Source organism: Sanguibacteroides sp. AM78-02pH3A (assembly GCF_027666085.1).
In the GTDB taxonomy this organism is placed as follows: Bacteria; Bacteroidota; Bacteroidia; order Bacteroidales; family Marinifilaceae; genus Gabonibacter; species Gabonibacter massiliensis.
In genome coordinates this window covers 330,599-347,807 of record NZ_JAQEHX010000001.1, presented here as the reverse complement: position 1 = coordinate 347,807, position 17,209 = coordinate 330,599, and the positions used below count along the sequence as shown (strand labels likewise).

General features: G+C 40.7%; 18 protein-coding genes. 11 read left to right on the top strand and 7 right to left on the bottom strand.

The features are described from left to right. Positions 1–29 precede the first annotated feature (29 nt). On the top strand, positions 30–737 hold the full coding sequence (locus PGR74_RS01495) for a hemerythrin domain-containing protein (RefSeq protein WP_041503782.1): 708 nt from the start codon (positions 30–32) through the stop codon (positions 735–737). Next, the gene (locus PGR74_RS01490) at positions 718–1,320 is read left to right on the top strand and encodes a response regulator transcription factor (RefSeq protein WP_041503783.1); all 603 of its coding nucleotides are present in this window, start codon (positions 718–720) and stop codon (positions 1,318–1,320) included. Before PGR74_RS01495 ends, PGR74_RS01490 begins: the two co-directional genes overlap by 20 nt. A gap of 185 nt (positions 1,321–1,505) precedes the next feature. Here PGR74_RS01490 and PGR74_RS01485 read toward each other — a convergent pair whose 3' ends face one another. Next, a complete protein-coding gene (locus tag PGR74_RS01485; RefSeq protein WP_041503784.1) occupies positions 1,506–2,861 on the bottom strand; it encodes an MATE family efflux transporter in 1,356 nt (451 codons plus the stop codon). A gap of 154 nt (positions 2,862–3,015) precedes the next feature. On the opposite strand from PGR74_RS01485, the gene PGR74_RS01480 reads away from it, so the two are divergent. Further along, complete coding sequence (locus PGR74_RS01480) at positions 3,016–6,213, top strand: ATP-binding protein (RefSeq protein ID WP_041503785.1); 3,198 nt, start codon at positions 3,016–3,018, stop codon at positions 6,211–6,213. 13 nt (positions 6,214–6,226) lie between these two features. On the opposite strand, the gene PGR74_RS01475 is transcribed toward PGR74_RS01480, so the two are convergent. The 3 genes from PGR74_RS01475 to PGR74_RS01465 are packed head-to-tail and all read right to left on the bottom strand — an operon-like array spanning position 6,227 to position 7,181. Further along, positions 6,227–6,541: a hypothetical protein gene (locus PGR74_RS01475; RefSeq protein ID WP_146216406.1), complete on the bottom strand. Its 315-nt coding sequence runs from the start codon at positions 6,539–6,541 to the stop codon at positions 6,227–6,229. Then, positions 6,498–6,893, bottom strand: coding sequence for a phage holin family protein (locus tag PGR74_RS01470; protein WP_041503787.1), 396 nt, complete (start codon positions 6,891–6,893; stop codon positions 6,498–6,500). The genes PGR74_RS01475 and PGR74_RS01470 overlap by 44 nt, the downstream gene beginning before the upstream one ends. A 6-nt stretch (positions 6,894–6,899) precedes the next feature. Beyond that, complete coding sequence (locus tag PGR74_RS01465) at positions 6,900–7,181, bottom strand: YtxH domain-containing protein (protein ID WP_041503788.1); 282 nt, start codon at positions 7,179–7,181, stop codon at positions 6,900–6,902. Between the two features lie 181 nt (positions 7,182–7,362). On the opposite strand from PGR74_RS01465, the gene PGR74_RS01460 reads away from it, so the two are divergent. The 8 genes from PGR74_RS01460 (at position 7,363) to PGR74_RS01425 (ending at position 14,843) form a co-directional block, all read left to right on the top strand. Beyond that, positions 7,363–8,049 (top strand): superoxide dismutase, encoded by a 687-nt coding sequence (locus PGR74_RS01460; protein ID WP_082027483.1) that lies wholly within the window; start codon positions 7,363–7,365, stop codon positions 8,047–8,049. A gap of 53 nt (positions 8,050–8,102) precedes the next feature. Then, positions 8,103–8,645: an HDIG domain-containing metalloprotein gene (locus PGR74_RS01455; protein ID WP_041504950.1), complete on the top strand. Its 543-nt coding sequence runs from the start codon at positions 8,103–8,105 to the stop codon at positions 8,643–8,645. A gap of 91 nt (positions 8,646–8,736) precedes the next feature. Then, on the top strand, positions 8,737–10,137 hold the full coding sequence (locus PGR74_RS01450; RefSeq protein WP_041504951.1) for an alanine/glycine:cation symporter family protein: 1,401 nt from the start codon (positions 8,737–8,739) through the stop codon (positions 10,135–10,137). 148 nt (positions 10,138–10,285) lie between these two features. Then, entirely contained in the window at positions 10,286–11,557 is a 1,272-nt protein-coding gene (locus tag PGR74_RS01445; RefSeq protein ID WP_041503791.1) for a DEAD/DEAH box helicase, read from the top strand. Positions 11,558–11,569: 12 nt separating this feature from the next. After that, positions 11,570–13,072, top strand: coding sequence for a potassium/proton antiporter (locus tag PGR74_RS01440; RefSeq protein WP_110688381.1), 1,503 nt, complete (start codon positions 11,570–11,572; stop codon positions 13,070–13,072). Positions 13,073–13,265: 193 nt separating this feature from the next. Further along, complete coding sequence (gene rbr / locus PGR74_RS01435) at positions 13,266–13,838, top strand: rubrerythrin (protein ID WP_041503793.1); 573 nt, start codon at positions 13,266–13,268, stop codon at positions 13,836–13,838. 121 nt (positions 13,839–13,959) lie between these two features. Then, positions 13,960–14,337 carry a RidA family protein gene (locus PGR74_RS01430; protein ID WP_041503794.1) on the top strand — a complete coding sequence of 126 codons (378 nt, stop codon included), beginning with the start codon at positions 13,960–13,962 and terminating at the stop codon, positions 14,335–14,337. A gap of 116 nt (positions 14,338–14,453) precedes the next feature. Then, entirely contained in the window at positions 14,454–14,843 is a 390-nt protein-coding gene (locus PGR74_RS01425; RefSeq protein WP_052649366.1) for a DUF6146 family protein, read from the top strand. On the opposite strand, the gene PGR74_RS01420 is transcribed toward PGR74_RS01425, so the two are convergent. Genes PGR74_RS01420 through PGR74_RS01410 form a run of 3 tightly spaced genes read right to left on the bottom strand, consistent with a single transcriptional unit; the run spans position 14,817 to position 17,187 of the window. Next, positions 14,817–15,548: a nucleotidyltransferase family protein gene (locus PGR74_RS01420; RefSeq protein ID WP_041503795.1), complete on the bottom strand. Its 732-nt coding sequence runs from the start codon at positions 15,546–15,548 to the stop codon at positions 14,817–14,819. The two genes, PGR74_RS01425 and PGR74_RS01420, sit on opposite strands and share 27 nt — an antisense overlap. A gap of 36 nt (positions 15,549–15,584) precedes the next feature. Further along, positions 15,585–16,235 (bottom strand): response regulator transcription factor, encoded by a 651-nt coding sequence (locus tag PGR74_RS01415; protein ID WP_041504070.1) that lies wholly within the window; start codon positions 16,233–16,235, stop codon positions 15,585–15,587. A gap of 4 nt (positions 16,236–16,239) precedes the next feature. Then, positions 16,240–17,187, bottom strand: coding sequence for a sensor histidine kinase (locus PGR74_RS01410; protein ID WP_041503796.1), 948 nt, complete (start codon positions 17,185–17,187; stop codon positions 16,240–16,242). Between the last annotated feature and the right edge of the window lie 22 nt (positions 17,188–17,209).

Genomic DNA, 17,209 nt, shown 5'->3' with positions numbered 1-17,209 from the left:
ATACTTATATTTGTCTCAAATTTTAACGTATGAAACATTTATTATTTTCTGAAAAGCAGAAACTGGCCGACTTGATCCATATCAATTTCAAATTGTTGTTAGTATTGCCCAGATTCGATATAAAATTAGGCTTCGGGGATAAAAATGTAGCGGAAGTATGCAAACAAGAGGGAACATCGACGGAACTATTCTTATTGGTATGCAATATCTATACTTTTGATGAATACTTTCCGAACCAAGGAGAGTTAAGTCAGATTCATATCGATGATCTGACCTGTTATCTACAAAAATCACACGATCATTACATAAAAGACCAAATCCCCGCTATTCAGGCTCAACTCGCAGAACTCGTTCGTTGTTACGATCCCAAGCAGGGAGCCCTGTTGACTCGCTTTTTCGAAGATTACCGGGCCGAAGTGGCCAATCACCTGAGTTACGAAGAAAATACGGTCTTTCCCTATATCTTGGATTTATTAAAAGGCAAATCCTCGGGCAATTATTCCATTGAACAATTTGAAGCAAATCACAGTAATATCGAAGATAAATTGAATGACCTAAAAAACATCATTATCAAATACTTACCGGGTAATTGTCAGCCCGATCTCCGAAATAAGATTCTTTTCAATCTTTTTTTATTGGAAGAAGATTTGAACAAACACTCGTTATTTGAAGATAAGATATTGGTCCCGTTTGTCCAACGATTAGAAAACCACAACAATGAACAGGAAAAAATATAAAATAACCCTTATAGAGCCCTCACCTATCGTCACGGAAGGTTTAAAAAAGATTTTTCAAACCCTTCCTGAATTTGAGATTCTCCATTGCTCTGAAGATTTATTTCATTTTTCCGAACATCCGACTGCTTCACTCCCGGATATCGTTATACTCAACCCGATCGTCATGGATTTTCATCGCCAACACGCCATAAAATCCATATTCTCTCAATATTCTCAAACTTTATTCATCGCCCTTTTGTATCATTATGTTTATGCTGACAATCTAAAACAATACGACGGAATGATCTCCATATATGATGACGGAACGAAGATCAATAAGAAATTACAACAAGCGATAGAGCATCAGGAAGCAACCCCCGGAAGTAGCAATAACTACGAACTATCCGACCGGGAAACGGAAATACTCATTTCAGTCGTTAAAGGTTTACAAAACAAAGAAATAGCCGACCAGCATCACATTTCAATACATACGGTTATTTCCCACCGAAAAAACATTTCCCGCAAAACGGGTATAAAATCAATCGCCGGTCTTACGGTCTATGCTCTCTTGCACAATCTCCTGGATCAAAACGAAATCGAATAACCCCCACAATCGGGGATAGTCCTAATAAATTTTCCCCACAAATAGGGATAGCATCGCAACGGGAATTCTCCCATCTTTGTCCGCAGAAAATAACACGATATCTCGGATTTTAGTAAGCCCTCTATATTTTGGAAGAGATAACACTCTCAAGCGAACCGGTTTAGCTCATTTCCGGTTCGTTCCTTTTATACCTCTTTCAGAAAAATCGCATGCCTCTTAAAATAAATCAACGTTCCTACAGCCGTCACGAAAGCGACAAAATCCGAGATGGGCATACTTCCCCAAACGCCGGTAATTCCCCAGTAACGGGGTAAGATCAACAAACAGGGTAATAGATACAATAATTGACGGGAAAGGGAAAGGAAAATAGAAACTTTAGCCTTTCCGATAGACTGGAAAAAATTCGTAATAACGATTTGAGCTCCCACGAAGGGAAACATAAGACAAGTAATTCTCAATCCCGCATTAGCCAGTTCGATCAACTGTTCATGACCGGTAAACATCCCCACGATCGCATGAGGAAAAATTTCGCTCATCAGGAATCCGAAGGTCATAATGGAAACTCCGGCATACAAAGCGATTCTCAACGTCTTTTTCACCCGATCGCCGTGCTTCGCTCCATAATTGTACCCCACGATAGGTTGCATTCCTTGTGTCAAGCCCAACTCGATCATCACGAAAAGAGTCAATACCCGATTTACAATACCGTAAGCCCCGATTGCTAAATCCCCCCCGTACGTCTTAAAACTATTATTCAAAATAATGACCACGGTACTCGCGCAAACATTCATCAGGAAAGGAGACATTCCGATAGAAAAAATACTCATGACAATCCGTTTCTGCAACTTAAAATAACCGGACTTAAAATGAATAAAACTCGATTTATTCAGGAAATGGCTTAAAATCCAGATTAATCCCAAACATTGCGAAAGGATCGTGGCTGTCGCCGCCCCACGAATTCCCCAATCGAAATGGAATATAAATACGGGTGCCAGAATGATATTGGCAAATACCGTCACCAGAGACGAGAGCATGGCTTTCTTTGGATATCCCGTCGCCCGCATGATATTATTCAAACCGATAAAAACGAAAGATATAGGATTTCCAAGCAAAATCACCTGCATGAAATCCCTGGCATAAGGAAGCGTATCCTGACTCGCCCCGAAAAAATGCAAAATAGGTTCTAAAAGCCACAAGGTAATTCCCCCGAAACAAAATCCGTTGATGGTACAAAGCAACAATACGTTAGTCAAGACACGAGTTGCTTTATCTACATCTTTTTGTCCCAAATAAATCGAGGTGATCGTAGCTCCCCCGACCCCGACCAAAGTAGAAAAAGCAATGACAAGATTCATCAACGGAAAGGTAATCGCCAATCCGGAAATAGCCAAAGGGCCTACCCCATGCCCGATAAATATACTGTCTATAATATTATATAAAGACGTGACCGTCATTCCGATAATTGCCGGAATTGAATATTGTAATAGTAGCTTACCAATCGGTTTGGTCTCCAATATGTGAGGAGTACTTGTCACTGACATATGTTCATTTTTATATTTCGAATCTGAAAAGTATTTGGATATTCAAGAAACGATCATCCAAAAGAGCATGTAAAGGTAATGAAAATAACAGGAAAACGGACTCATTATTTCCCGAATATTACCTATTTTAGTCGGGAAATTATATAAAGGTGATATGAAAGAAAACGAAATTGTACCGGATAAGCTGAAAGCTCTTTTAAATATGGCAAAATGGGGATGGTGGAAAGCCGATTTTCATGACAAAACATATACCTGTTCCAATTTCATCATAGATTTACTGGACCTAAAAGCCGATATCCTCCCTTTCTATGATTTCAAGGAGTTTATACGAGAAGATTATCAAGCACGTATCACCAATGAATTTGCTTTCATTTTGGCCCAAGACGTGTACGAACAAATATTTCCCATTCATACCAAATACGGTATACGATGGGTTCACTCCCAATTAGGTTTAAAAGAGAGAGACGAGAGAGGGCATCTCGTCGCATGGGGATTTCTGCAATGTATTGAAGACCAAGAAAAAGACACAGACAGAAAAGCATTAAACAAGGTCAATCACCTATTATACCAACAAAACAGTATTTCCCGTTCCTTACTCACATTTTTACAAACCGAAGAAATTTCAAGTGTCATTCTAAAAATACTATACGACATCCAGGAACAATTTAACGGGGATCGGGTATACATTATCGAATACGACCAGAAAGACATGACCCAACATTGTTTGTATGAAGTCTTAAACGATCGACTACCGCAAAATCAACAGGCCGACCTCTCTCTGCATATTGACGAAACTCCTTGGAAGAACCGGCAATTGATGAATTCCATTCCCATTATATTATCTAACCTGGATGAAATTCCACAACAAGGTTCAAAAGAGAAAATGCGCTGGGATGCCCAGCATATAAAATCCATGATGATGGTCCCCATGCTGTCCAAAGACCGGGTATGGGGCTATTTGGGCATCAATATAATGAAGGAGTACCGTTCCTGGAGCAATGAAGATTATCAATGGTTTGCTTCCATGGGGAATATCATCAGCATTTGTATACAATTATATCGTTCCGAGCAAATCGCACATAAGGAAAGAGAATATTTTGAAAATCTCTATCAATACATGCCCATAGGCTACATACGCATGAAATTGATATACGACGGCGAAGGAACTCCTATAGACTACATTTACCTTGATGCCAATCCGGCTTTTGAAGAAATCACGGGTAAAAATCGTCATCATATTATCGGTAAAAACGCCAGTTCTTTAAACTTTCCGATAAGTTCCCGCCCCTCTTTAAAAGAATTAACCGATATTCTTTCCGTAAAAAATTATTACGAGGCCAATTATTCTGTAAATAACGGTAATAAATATTGCCGCACCATCATCTATTCTCCCGGTAAAGAAGAGATCGTCGCTCTATTCTCCGATACCACAGAAACCGTAAATGCCCACGAAGCGCTGGATCGGAGCGAAAAAATGTTACGAAACATATATAAAAACATTCCCGTGGGCATAGAGATCTATGATAAAAACGGGATTGCCATCGATATCAACAACAAAGATCTGGAGATATTCGGATTAACCCGTAAAGAGGATGTTCTGGGGGTCAATTTCCTCGATAATCCGAACTTCACGGAAGAGGTCAAAGCCCAGGTTCTGGCCAGGCAAGAAGTGAATTATGTTGTCAGGTATGATTTCTCTAAAGTCAACCTTCACAAATATTACAAGACCAACTATCAAAACGCGATAAAGAATTTATTGATCAGAATAACTCCTCTATACGATAATAACGATCACTTTCAGAATTATCTCTTTATCGTTATCGATAACACGGAAATCTTGACAGCCCACAATAAAATTAAAGAGTTTGAAAATTTCTTTTCCATCATCGCCGACTATGCAAAAATCGGTTATTGCCGTTGGAATCAAGAAGAACAAAAAGGATTTGCCATCAGTCAATGGTTTAAGAACTGGGGGGCTTCCGAAGATTCTCAATTCGAAAATATCATCGGGGTATATCCGCACGTCCATCCCGAAGACAGACCGGAAATAAAAAAATTATACCGGGATCTCCTGAGCGGAAAGATAAACCGGATGCACAAAGAGGTACGGGTAAAAGACGATAACGGTAAATGGAAATGGATCAGAAGCGACATTGCTTCGAGAGCGTTGGAAAACAAACGTTATCTTGAATTGACCGGTATCAATTTCGACATCACCGAGATGAAAGAAATTGAAGCCAAATTAACGGAAGCCAAAATTAAGGCAGAAACATTAGACAAGTTAAAATCCGCTTTTTTGGCCAATATGAGCCACGAGATCCGGACACCTTTAAATGCCATCGTCGGCTTTTCCAATCTTCTTCTGGATACCTCCGAACAAGCCGAGAAACAACAATACATAAATATCATACAAGAAAATACGGATCTCTTATTACAACTTATTTCTGACATTCTCGACCTCTCTAAAATAGAAGCCGGCACATTTGAAGTCGTAAACGGTGATGTAGACGTGAATCTGTTGTGTCAGGAAATCATTCGTTCGTCACGACTGAAAACACCGGAAAACATCCAACTCGTTTTCGGGGATCATCAACCGGGATGCCATCTATTCAGTGACAGGAATCGTTTACATCAAGTCATATCCAATTTCATCAACAACGCTATAAAATTCACCTCTCGGGGAAGCATCACGTTAGGTTATCGTTTTACTCGCGACCAAATAGAATTTTATGTACAGGACACAGGTATCGGTATAGACCAAGAACACATCCACTCTATTTTCGACCGCTTCGTGCAATTAGACACGTTCATCCACGGGACCGGATTAGGATTAGCCATATGCAAAAGCATCGTGGAACAAATGGGAGGCACTATCGGCGTCGACTCCGAAAAAGGAGTCGGGTCGCGTTTCTGGTTTACCATACCTTACATTCCGTCACAAGCGACCGAAACGGAAGTCACGCTAACCAATACAATACAACCGGAAAAGAATTTGAATAAACCTACTATTTTAGTAGCAGAAGACACGGATAGCAATTATATATTGATCTCAACTATCCTCAAGAAAGAATACGCCGTACTCAGGGCATTGAACGGTCTGGAAGCAATAAAGATGGTGGAAGAGAGACATCCCGATCTGGTTCTTATGGACATAAAAATGCCGGATATGGACGGTCTGACGGCTACCAGACGGATACGGAAAAAACATATACACGTACCGATTATCGCCTTAACAGCTTTCGCTTACGACAAGGATCGGACAAAAGCTTTAGAAGCCGGATGTAACGAATACATCACCAAACCCATACAGGCTTCTCTTTTGAAAGGGATGATAAAAAGCTTTATTAATTAGAAGTAGCACCGGATCATTTTCGAAAGAGAGAAACTATTTTTTTTACAAACCAACGGATAAGTATCGGTAAGGTCACGTCCCAAATAAAAGGCATAACCGACTTTAAAGCCGAAAAATAACCATTGAAAGGAGAGTCGCTTTTCTTCGTATCATCGGATGAAGAAGGAAAAAACAGCAGGGAAAGCCCGGACAAGAACAAACTTCCAGCATGTCGTCGAACATAAGAAAAATCCTCACCCAATTTCTTTTCCTGAAGCCGAATCCGGGAACGCACGTCCTTTTTCTCAGCTATCAGTTCTTCCAGAGGTGTCAACTTCGTCATCTTCATCTTTATCGTCTTTAGCCATCATTGATATTAATATCTCATTCACCACCTTCATTCGAATCCTTTCTTTAAAAAAGGCGATGATCACAAAAAAAATCAGGTATATTCCTGCCACCACAATGAATCCAAGCGCCGTACTATTTAAAAGTTCTCCCAAATAAAAACCTAATCCCAAGAATAAAAACAATACGGTAAAAAAAGCGAGCAAAATCAATACGATACCGTACGAAAGAATCGCTATCACTTTAGAGACTCTCTCGTAGGTATGTAATTTCAAAAGTTCCAGCTTCAACTCCGCATAAGTTAAAAGATCTTCCTTCAACCTCGCGAATATCTTTTCAGCAGCTTTTTCCATGAATGACTATTGTTTTTTAGCCGTTCCCTCTTCCTTCACGTTTTCTACCTTGTCTGCTACCTTGCGGGAAACTTCATTAGCCTTGTCCGTCATCTCTTCCCGGATGTTTTCAGCTTTCGTTTTGACTTTTGAATAAGCGGATTTGACCCCCTCTTTCACTTCATCTACCGCATGACGAACATCTTCTTTTAATTTACCCTTATCCGATGCCATATAATATCCTATGGCAGCTCCTACCGCGGCTCCGATTCCCAGACCCAACAGTAATTTTACATTTGCGTGTTTCATTTCTTCTATTTTTAGTTTTGTTCATAAGAAACGAATCACCTCATTAAAAAGTTTAGTTCTTTAACAATATTTTATAAAATCGATTCAATCGATAGAGATATTCTTACTCCGGCAACCAATTCCGCGGCTCATCCGTAAACAAAAGAGAATAATATTTAATCCATAACCAAAAGTTTACAAAATGAAAGCTACACATTATTACCGCTTTGCTCTTTTTCTGATTTTCACCGTATTACTGAACGAAAATCCGTATATACAGGCACAAACACAGAAAAAAGAGACGTCAGAACGTTTTACACTACCTCCGCTTCCCTACAAAGCAAACGCTCTATCCCCCGTCATCAGTGAAGAGACCATGAACCTTCACCACGGAAAACATTTGAAGGGGTATATTACGAACCTGAATAAATTAATCATCGGAACCCCATTTGAAAACAGCGATCTGGAAACCATTGTCAAAAACTCAAACGGAGCTATTTTTAACAATGCGGCACAAACACTGAATCACATCATCTATTTCAATACCTTTTCGCCACATGCAACCCTATATCCTTCCGGAGCACTTTTAATTGCTATCGAAAAAGAGTGGGGATCTTTCGACAATTTTAAAAAGGCATTTTCAACGGCAGCAACATCCTTATTCGGTTCCGGCTGGGTTTGGTTAGCCAAAGACAAAAACGGGAAACTGCTCATTCTTCAGGAAAACAATGCCGGAAATCCGATTACCAAAGGGTATACGCCACTATTAGGCATCGACGTATGGGAACACGCCTACTATCTCGATTACCAAAACAAACGGGCAGACCATATCGAAAAAATCTGGACCATTATAGATTGGAATACCGTCAAAAGCAGATACGATAAATAATCTGTAATAATTATCGATGGATTTTATATTTTTGTCAAAACAAAAAGCAGATCATGAATCCCATCGAATTACTTCATAAATATTACGATCCGAATTCCAAGGCTTACTCTATTTTGTACTCTCACAGTAAAGCCGTTATGGAAAAAGCCTTGGAACTCGCCGGATTCCACCCAGAAATGGAGTTGGATACGTCATTTATTAAAGAGGCTTCCCTGCTGCATGATATCGGCATCTTTCTCACATATGCTCCGGAGATCGGTTGCCACGGTGATAAACCTTACATATGCCACGGTTATTTAGGAGCCGAATTGCTACGCCAGGAAGGATTTCCCCGGCACGCTTTAGTGTGCGAACGCCACACCGGATCCGGAATAAGCTCGAAAATGATTCGGGAACGACATCTTCCGCTTCCGGAAAGGGAGATGCTCCCTTTAAGTAAAGAAGAAAAATTAATATGTTTAGCGGACAAATTCTTTTCTAAAAGTAAAGACTTAACCCGGGAAAAATCCGTTCAACAAATCAGCAAGGAGATAGAGGCTTTCGGATCGGAAGCATCTTCCCGTTTGCAAGAGTTGTACGACCTCTTTTTGGAATGAACCCGTACGGGAATGGATAATCCATAAAAATAAGACTACTTTACAACCGATCTACACTTGTTTACGTATATCCGTAAGAAAAATAATGATTATGGATAAACTTAACAATTGGATTATCTTTTCGAACGATTTTATTTGGACCTATTTTTTGATCGTTCCCTTAATCGCCATCGGGCTTTATTTCACATTTCTCAGTCGGTTCGTGCAGTTCCGGAATTTCCGGGAGATGTTTCGACTCTTGGGAGAAGGCATAACAAGCGGAAAAAGTAAAAATTCGGTATCTTCATTTCAAGCATTCTGCATCGCCACCGCATCCCGGGTCGGAACCGGAAATTTAGCCGGCGTCGCAACGGCTTTAGCCTTAGGGGGTCCGGGAGCTGTCTTTTGGATGTGGCTGATAGCCCTTATCGGCTCTGCCTCGGCATTTATAGAATCGACATTAGCCCAGATATACAAAACCAAAGGAGAACGTACCTTCATCGGGGGACCCGCCTTCTACATGGAGAAAGGATTGAAAAAAAGGGGTATGGGTATTTTATTTGCCGTTATTATCTCCATCACATTCGGACTTGTATTTAATTCCGTACAAGCCAACACGGTTACACTTGCCTTTCACGAGGTTTTTGGTATAGACCGTACCTGGTTAGGCATTTTATTAACGATATTCACTCTATTAGTCATTTTCGGAGGAATCCACCGGATTGCCGTCATATCGGGTATACTTGTTCCCCTAATGGCCATTGCTTACATATTGGTTGCGCTTTTTATCCTATTCATGAACGCCGGGAGTATACCTCATCTTATTACCACCATATTCGCCGATGCTTTCGGTTTCGAACAATTCGCCGGAGGAGGTTTAGGAGTCGTGATCATGCAGGGAATCCGACGCGGTCTGTTTTCCAATGAGGCCGGTATGGGTTCCGCCCCGAACGCCGCAGCCACCGCCGATGTCTCCCATCCGGTCAAACAAGGATTAATTCAATCCTTAAGCGTATTCACGGATACCATCATTATCTGCAGTTGTACGGCTTTCATCATCCTCCTCTCGGACATTCCCTTGGACGGTACGACCAAGGGAATTCAATTGACACAAATGGCCCTCTCCCATCAAATAGGTCCCGCGGGGGGACAATTTATCGCCATCAGTATTCTACTATTCGCCTTCAGCTCCATTGTCGGTAATTACTCCTACTGTGAAACGAACATGATATTTATCTCTCCCAAACGGATCTACCTGCAATTGTACCGGGTAGCCGTCGGACTCATGATACTCTTCGGTTCTTGGGCCGCTTTGGATCTGGTCTGGAATTTGGCGGATTTGGCGATGGCTGTCATGACAATTATTAACCTGATTGCAATCGTGTTACTCGGCAAAATAGCCCTTAAAGCTTTAAAGGATTATCACCAGCAAAAGAAATCCGGCATACATAGCCCCGCGTTCAAATCAAAGAGTATTCCGGAATTAAAAGATTCTACGAGTGAATGGCAATGATATTACATTAATAAATAATCAAAAAAATAATTTTTTTATTAACTTTGCTTAGAAATTTAAGGTGTTTAATATTAACTATTAACCAATTATCGGTTAGCACTTAATTTAATGCAAGAAAGCATATAAAAACAAAAGAAACTATTGGAAGATGAGATTTGATGAGCTCGAACTGGCATCCCCTGTATTAGAGGGACTTGATGCAATGAATTTTCAAGAGACAACGCCTATACAAGAATTAACCATACCCGTCATACTGGAAGGGAAAGATCTGATTGCCTGTGCACAAACCGGAACCGGAAAAACAGCGGCTTATATTCTACCGATATTGAATCGGTTGGCCGAAAAAGACCACCCCGAAGATGTAGTGAAAGCACTCATTATGGCTCCGACGAGAGAGTTGGCACAACAAATCGACATTCAATTCGAAGGATTTTCCTATTTTCTACCCGTATCCACGGTGGTCGTCTACGGCGGAGGCGACGGAGCCTTGTGGGAACAACAAAAGAAAGGACTCCGGTTAGGAGCAGACATAGCCATTGCGACTCCCGGGCGCTTAATCTCACATATTCAACATAGTGATATCGACCTCTCCAAAGTGGAATATTTCGTGTTGGACGAGGCCGACCGGATGTTGGATATGGGATTTTTTGACGATATCATGCAAATCGTCGAAAAGCTTCCCAAAGAAAGGCAAACAGTCTTGTTTTCAGCGACCATGCCACCGAAGATCAGACAATTGGCACAAAAGGTATTACGGAATCCGGAAGAGATCAATGTTGCCATTTCAAAACCGAACGAAGCCATCATACAGGCTGCCTATATTTGTCACGAAGGACAAAAAATGGGGATTATCGAAGAGTTATTCAATAAACCCACGAAAAACAAAACAATCATCTTCGCCTCTTCCAAACAAAAAGTAAAAGACTTGGCATATACCCTTAAACGCAAACGATTTAACGTGGCGGCCATGCATTCGGATTTAGAACAGCCCGAAAGGGAATCGGTTATGTTGAACTTTAAAAACGGTAAAACAGACGTGCTGGTTGCCACCGATATCGTCGCCAGGGGTATCGATATCGATGAAATCGGTCTGGTCATCAATTTCGATGTACCCCACGATCCGGAGGATTATATTCATCGAATAGGCCGTACGGCAAGAGCCAGTGCAGATGGTGTGGCCATTACTTTTGTCTCCGATTCAGAGCAGGGCAAATTCCACCGAATCGAAGAATTCATAGAAGAAGAAGTATACAAGATTCCGCTCCCCTCCGAATTGGGTGAAGCACCTACCTACAACCCGCAGGCGTTTGAAGGCAAACCTAAAAAACAATTCAACCGTAAATCCCAGAAACCTTCTTTCGTAAAAAAGAAAAATTTCTCGAAACGCAAAGATAACCCGAACTCGATCACTAATCCTTAAAAATACTACCTTATGATTCTCAATGCAGGAAATATCTTACTTATCGGATCCATTTTATTATTTACAAGTATAATCGCCGGGAAAGCCGGATTCAAGTTCGGAGTACCTGCACTGTTACTTTTCTTAGGAGTCGGAATGTTATTCGGTAATGATGGACTCGGTATCCAGTTCAACAACCCGGAAATCGCTCAATTTATCGGAGTTATCGCCTTAAGTATCATTCTATTTTCGGGTGGTATGGACACCAAAATGTCCGAAATAAAACCCGTGGTAGGACAAGGCATAGTGTTGGCCACTTTTGGAGTGATGATAACTGCACTTATAACAGGTTATTTTATATACCAGATTACAGGACTTACGAACGACTTTATCTCTCTGACATTTACCGAATCTCTTTTATTGGCCGCAGTCATGTCCTCTACCGATTCGGCATCCGTTTTCTCGATTCTAAGATCCAAACGGCAAGGACTAAAAGAGAATCTTCGCCCCCTTTTAGAGTTGGAAAGTGGTAGTAACGACCCCATGGCCTACATGCTTACGATATTGTTGATACAGGTCATTCAATCCGGGGAATCCAGTATAAGCGGTACGGTCTTGCAATTTATTATGCAAATGAGCATCGGTGCCGTTTCCGGTTATCTATTAGGGCATTTAGCTCGTTTCACGATCAATAAGATCAATATCAACCAGTCGTTATATTCCGTATTGCTGTTAGCATTTGTATTTTTTATATTCTCATTTACAGATTTATTAAAGGGAAACGGTTATTTAGCCGTATACATTGCCGGATTAATGGTCGGAAATCACAAGATGGTACACAAAAAGAGTTTAATGACCTTTTTTGACGGTTTTACCTGGCTTTTCCAGATCGTAATGTTCCTCACGTTGGGTCTACTGGTAAATCCCGCCGATTTGATACCGATAGCCGGATTAGGTATATTGGTCGGTATTTTCATGATTATCATGGCTCGCCCTTTAACGGTATTCCTTTGCCTGCTTCCTTTCCGGAAGATGAGCACCAAGTCCAGGGTATACGTTTCATGGGTCGGTCTAAGAGGGGCCGTTCCCATCATTTTCGCGACCTATCCGCTAATCGCTAATATTCAACACGCCTCTTTAATATTCAATGTCGTGTTCTTTATCACCATCCTCTCTTTAGTTATTCAAGGAACTACCGTCAGCTATATGGCAAAATTCTTAGGATTATCGACTCCCGAGCCGGAGCAAGCGGCATTCAATCTGGAACTTCCCGAAGATATCAAAACGGCCATGTCTGAAATCGAAGTCACCCCTTCGATGCTTGCCAAAGGAGAACTCCTCATGGACCTTGTCTTACCTGATAATACGTTAATCGTGATGGTCAAACGGGTAGAGGGATCTTTCTGCGTTCCCAAAGGCAAAACAAAGCTCCACGAAGGAGATAAACTCCTCGTGATCACGGACAATGACGAGGAGCTCAAGAAAACCTATGAGAGTTTGGGTATAGAAAACTATTCCATGCAAAAAAACAGTTGACGAATATATCCGATATTATTCAGATACGCGGAGAGTGCGTACCTTTCGGGACATTGCTTTTGCCTCCGAAAAGAGTTTCATGTTTATAGATTTTATTTATTCATTTATAAAAAATAAAGATTTGTTTTTCATTGTATTTTATTGTACAATTGTATCATCAAAATAGAATCAAAAACACCAAAACAAAAAATTTATGAGTATTAAAGGAACTAAAACAGAACAAAACCTATTGAAATCATTTGCAGGAGAATCACAGGCGAGAAATCGCTATACCTTTTTCGCAAGTGTAGCTAAAAAAGAGGGTTTTGAACAGATTGCTGCCGTATTTACAGAGACAGCCGAGCAGGAAAAAGAACACGCGAAACGTTTCTTCAAATTTTTAGAGGGCGGAATGCTTGAAATCACAGCCTCCTATCCCGCCGGAAAAATCGGAACGACAGCAGAAAATCTGAAAGCTGCCGCAGAAGGGGAAAACGAAGAGTGGGCCGAGTTGTATCCTGAATTCGCAAAAGTAGCCGAAGAGGAAGGATTCAACGCTATCGCCGCTGTTTTCCGTAATATCGCTGCTGTAGAAGCCGAACACGAAACCCGTTACCGGAAACTATTGGAAAGGGTTGAAGCCGGAAAAGTATTTGAAAGAGAGGAAGAGATCTTATGGCAATGCCGGAACTGCGGTTATGTCCACAAAGGCAAAACAGCTCCCAAGGCTTGTCCCGCCTGTGCCCATCCACAAGCCTATTTTGAAGAGAAAAAGAATAACTATTGATATTCCTTTATCATTAAAAAACGAAGCTGTCGGAGGGTTTTCCGATAGCTTCGTTTTCTTTTAAACAAATTATGTATATTCGCGTATATTACAGTAATTTATAAACATGGATATAATCATTATGAAAAAAGTAATTAATTCGGCCCAGGCTCCCAAAGCCATCGGTCCATACAGTCAGGCTATTGAAGCAAACGGAACACTCTATATCAGCGGGCAACTTCCCATTGATGTAAACACGGGAAAGTTCGTGGAAGGAGGAGTTAAGGAACAAACAGAACAATGTTTAAAAAACATCGGCTATATTCTCGAAGAGGCTGGATATACTTTTGAAAACGTGGTCAAATCCACTTGTTTATTAGGAGATATGTCCTATTTTGCGGATATGAATGAAATATACGCTAAATATTACAAGACAGATTGTCCCGCACGAGCCGCATTTGCCGTAAAAGCCCTTCCGATGGGAGCCATGGTTGAAATTGAAACCATCGCGGTCAAATAATTCTATCGGAACAGGAAAAAAAGGGGAACAAAATATTTTGTTCCCCTTTTTTATGGTTATATTACATAAAATTCGTAACTTAGGAGATCATAATTTATAAATTAAATCTTTATCCGATGAAAACGTTAGGTATTCTTGTATTAACAGTACTCTTTTTCTCTTGTGCATCACGACAGCATATGACGAATAAAACGGGACGTCTCGGAATCAAAGATTCTACACGTTACGAACTTATTGTATTCGACCCCGGTTTCGATTATTGGATGGCCACCCATAAAAGCATCGTAAATCAGTACAGCAACGAATACTATCAATTCACCAATTATCGTTACGCCCAGGAATGGAATCGCAGGTACGCAAGCGGAGATCCTCGCGTGAATAGTTACATCGATTACAGTATGAGGATTGATTACGGCTTCGATTTCAATTACAAGCTTTACATGTATTTCAAATTCTTCGAAGATACCAATAAGATCAAGTTAATTCCGGGAAGCGGAAAGCTCTGACAAAGAAGCCTGCCGGATAGCCTCGGGCGTTCCCAGATCCAAACATCGCCCCTCGTATAAAAACATTTGGAGCGAATATGATCTCGCTTGTTCCAGATGTTCGTCTATAATAGAAAATACGCCCGTATGAATCATACGATCCAAATACTCCGGACTTAATATTTGTATACCGCAATAATTATACTCTTGGGAACAATAGAAATCATCGTCAACAATCTTTTGTTCTCCGGTTTTCTTGTTTTCCCATCCTTTGAGTATTCCTTCCCGATTGAATTTCAACACCCGGTCGGCTTCACTTTTTTGTACCACTAAAGACGCATACGCTTTCCGGTCTTCATGTTGAGCGATCAATTCCAAAAGATCCACATCCGTCTGGATATCCACATTATGAATCAATACCGCTTTTTCCGGAATAAACAGTTCACGGGCTTTCCTAACCCCTCCTCCCGTATCTAACAATAACTCCCGCTCGTCCGACAAGCGGATATCCATGTCAAAACAATTATGTATCCTCAGATAAGTTTCAATCTGATCCGCATAATGATGAATATTAATGACCAAACGCTCCACTCCTGCCGACCTCATTTTCCCGATAACCCGTTCCAATAGAGTCCTTCCGTTAATCTCCACCAACGCTTTAGGCCGATCATTAGTCAAAGGTCGCAAACGAGTTCCCAAGCCTGCCGCAAATATCATTCCATTCATTATAATCGCCATTTAAAGAACCGTTATCCTGTATATTCACACCTGAATCAATTTATTTTTAATCGCGTACATGACTAAAGCCGCGGTATTCCGACATCCCGTTTTACTCAATAAATTAGCCCGATGCTTATCCACCGTTCGTTTACTGATAAACAGCTTGTCTGCAATCTCCTGATTAGATAATCCTCGACATACCTGGTAAAGAATTTCCAATTCCCGTTCGGATATGTCATTATCAACCACGTCGTGACTGTCCGCTTTATTATCACGCATATTATTCAGAATATTCACAAGAAGTTCCTCGGAAAAGAAACTCTCCCCTTCGGAAACCTTTTGGATAGCGGTTACGACCTTATCGATACCGGAATTTTTAAGCATAAACCCCTTAGCTCCGGCATCAATCATTTTATAGTAATATTGCTCGTCTCCGTACATGGAAAGTACAATAATTTTCAGCTCCGGCTTCATTTTCATGGCTTGAATCGTAGCTTCGATCCCATTCATCTCCGGCATTTCAATATCCATCAATACCACGTCGCAATCCACAAACGACAAGTTTTCTATAAATTCCCTACCGTTAGAGGCTTCATAAATATGATGTACGAAATCCTGATTGGAAAGCAATAATTTCAACCCTTCCCGAAATAATTTATGATCGTCGACCAAATATATTCTTAATTTATCCATAGTCTTACACATTACATTTAATAAAAGCAGTAGCTTTCATCCCTTTTCCCTGACAGCTGAATATCTCTATATCTCCATTTCCCGAATTCAAGCGATAACGCATATTGCTTAACCCCATTCCTCCTTCATTCTCGATCTGTTGCATATCAAATCCCAAGCCATTATCCTCGTATTCCAAATAAAGCATATCATTTCTATATCGAAGATCGATTCGAACCTTAGTAGCTTCCGCATGACGTAACGTGTTATTTATCAATTCACAAATCACCCGATACATGATCACTTCCACGTTATAGGTAAATCGTCTTCCGGCAATATTGGTCTTAAATTGAATATCGATTCCTTCTGCAGGACGCAATTTACGAATAAAAGAGTCCGTTGCATCCTTCAATCCGAAATTATTCAATATGTGAGGACTGATATTGGCCGATATCTCCCGAACACTCACGATTGCCTCGTCAACTGCCTGCTTCAGGTTATTTTTTATCCGTTCGTTTACCTCTTCCTTATTCTGGGTATTAAACCCGGATAACAACATTTTAATGACACTCAATAAAGGTCCCAATCCATCATGCAACTCCTTGGCAAAGCGTTGTCTCTCCTGTTCTTCCGTACGAATGATCGCCGAAACCACCCGCTTTTCTGATTCGTCCCGGATCTCGTCCAAACGACGTAAAAACTGAAAAACCTTACGGATATAAAATACACCGATAGCAAAGGCTAAAGAGATTATAAACGACAACCATACTTTCGTCAAATAAAGCTCCTCGTATTCGCCTCGTCTCATGGAAGGGAACAATTCGATCACCCGATAAATCGTCATCAGAAAAAAACCGGTAGAAATAAGAATCCAGGCTGCATTGAATTTAGTCCGTTTGAACAAACTAATGGCAAAACCCATAGCCACGACCTGAAACAACAGAGAGAGATAAACCACAATTTGAGAAACCATTACCTTTTATATTTCAATTAAT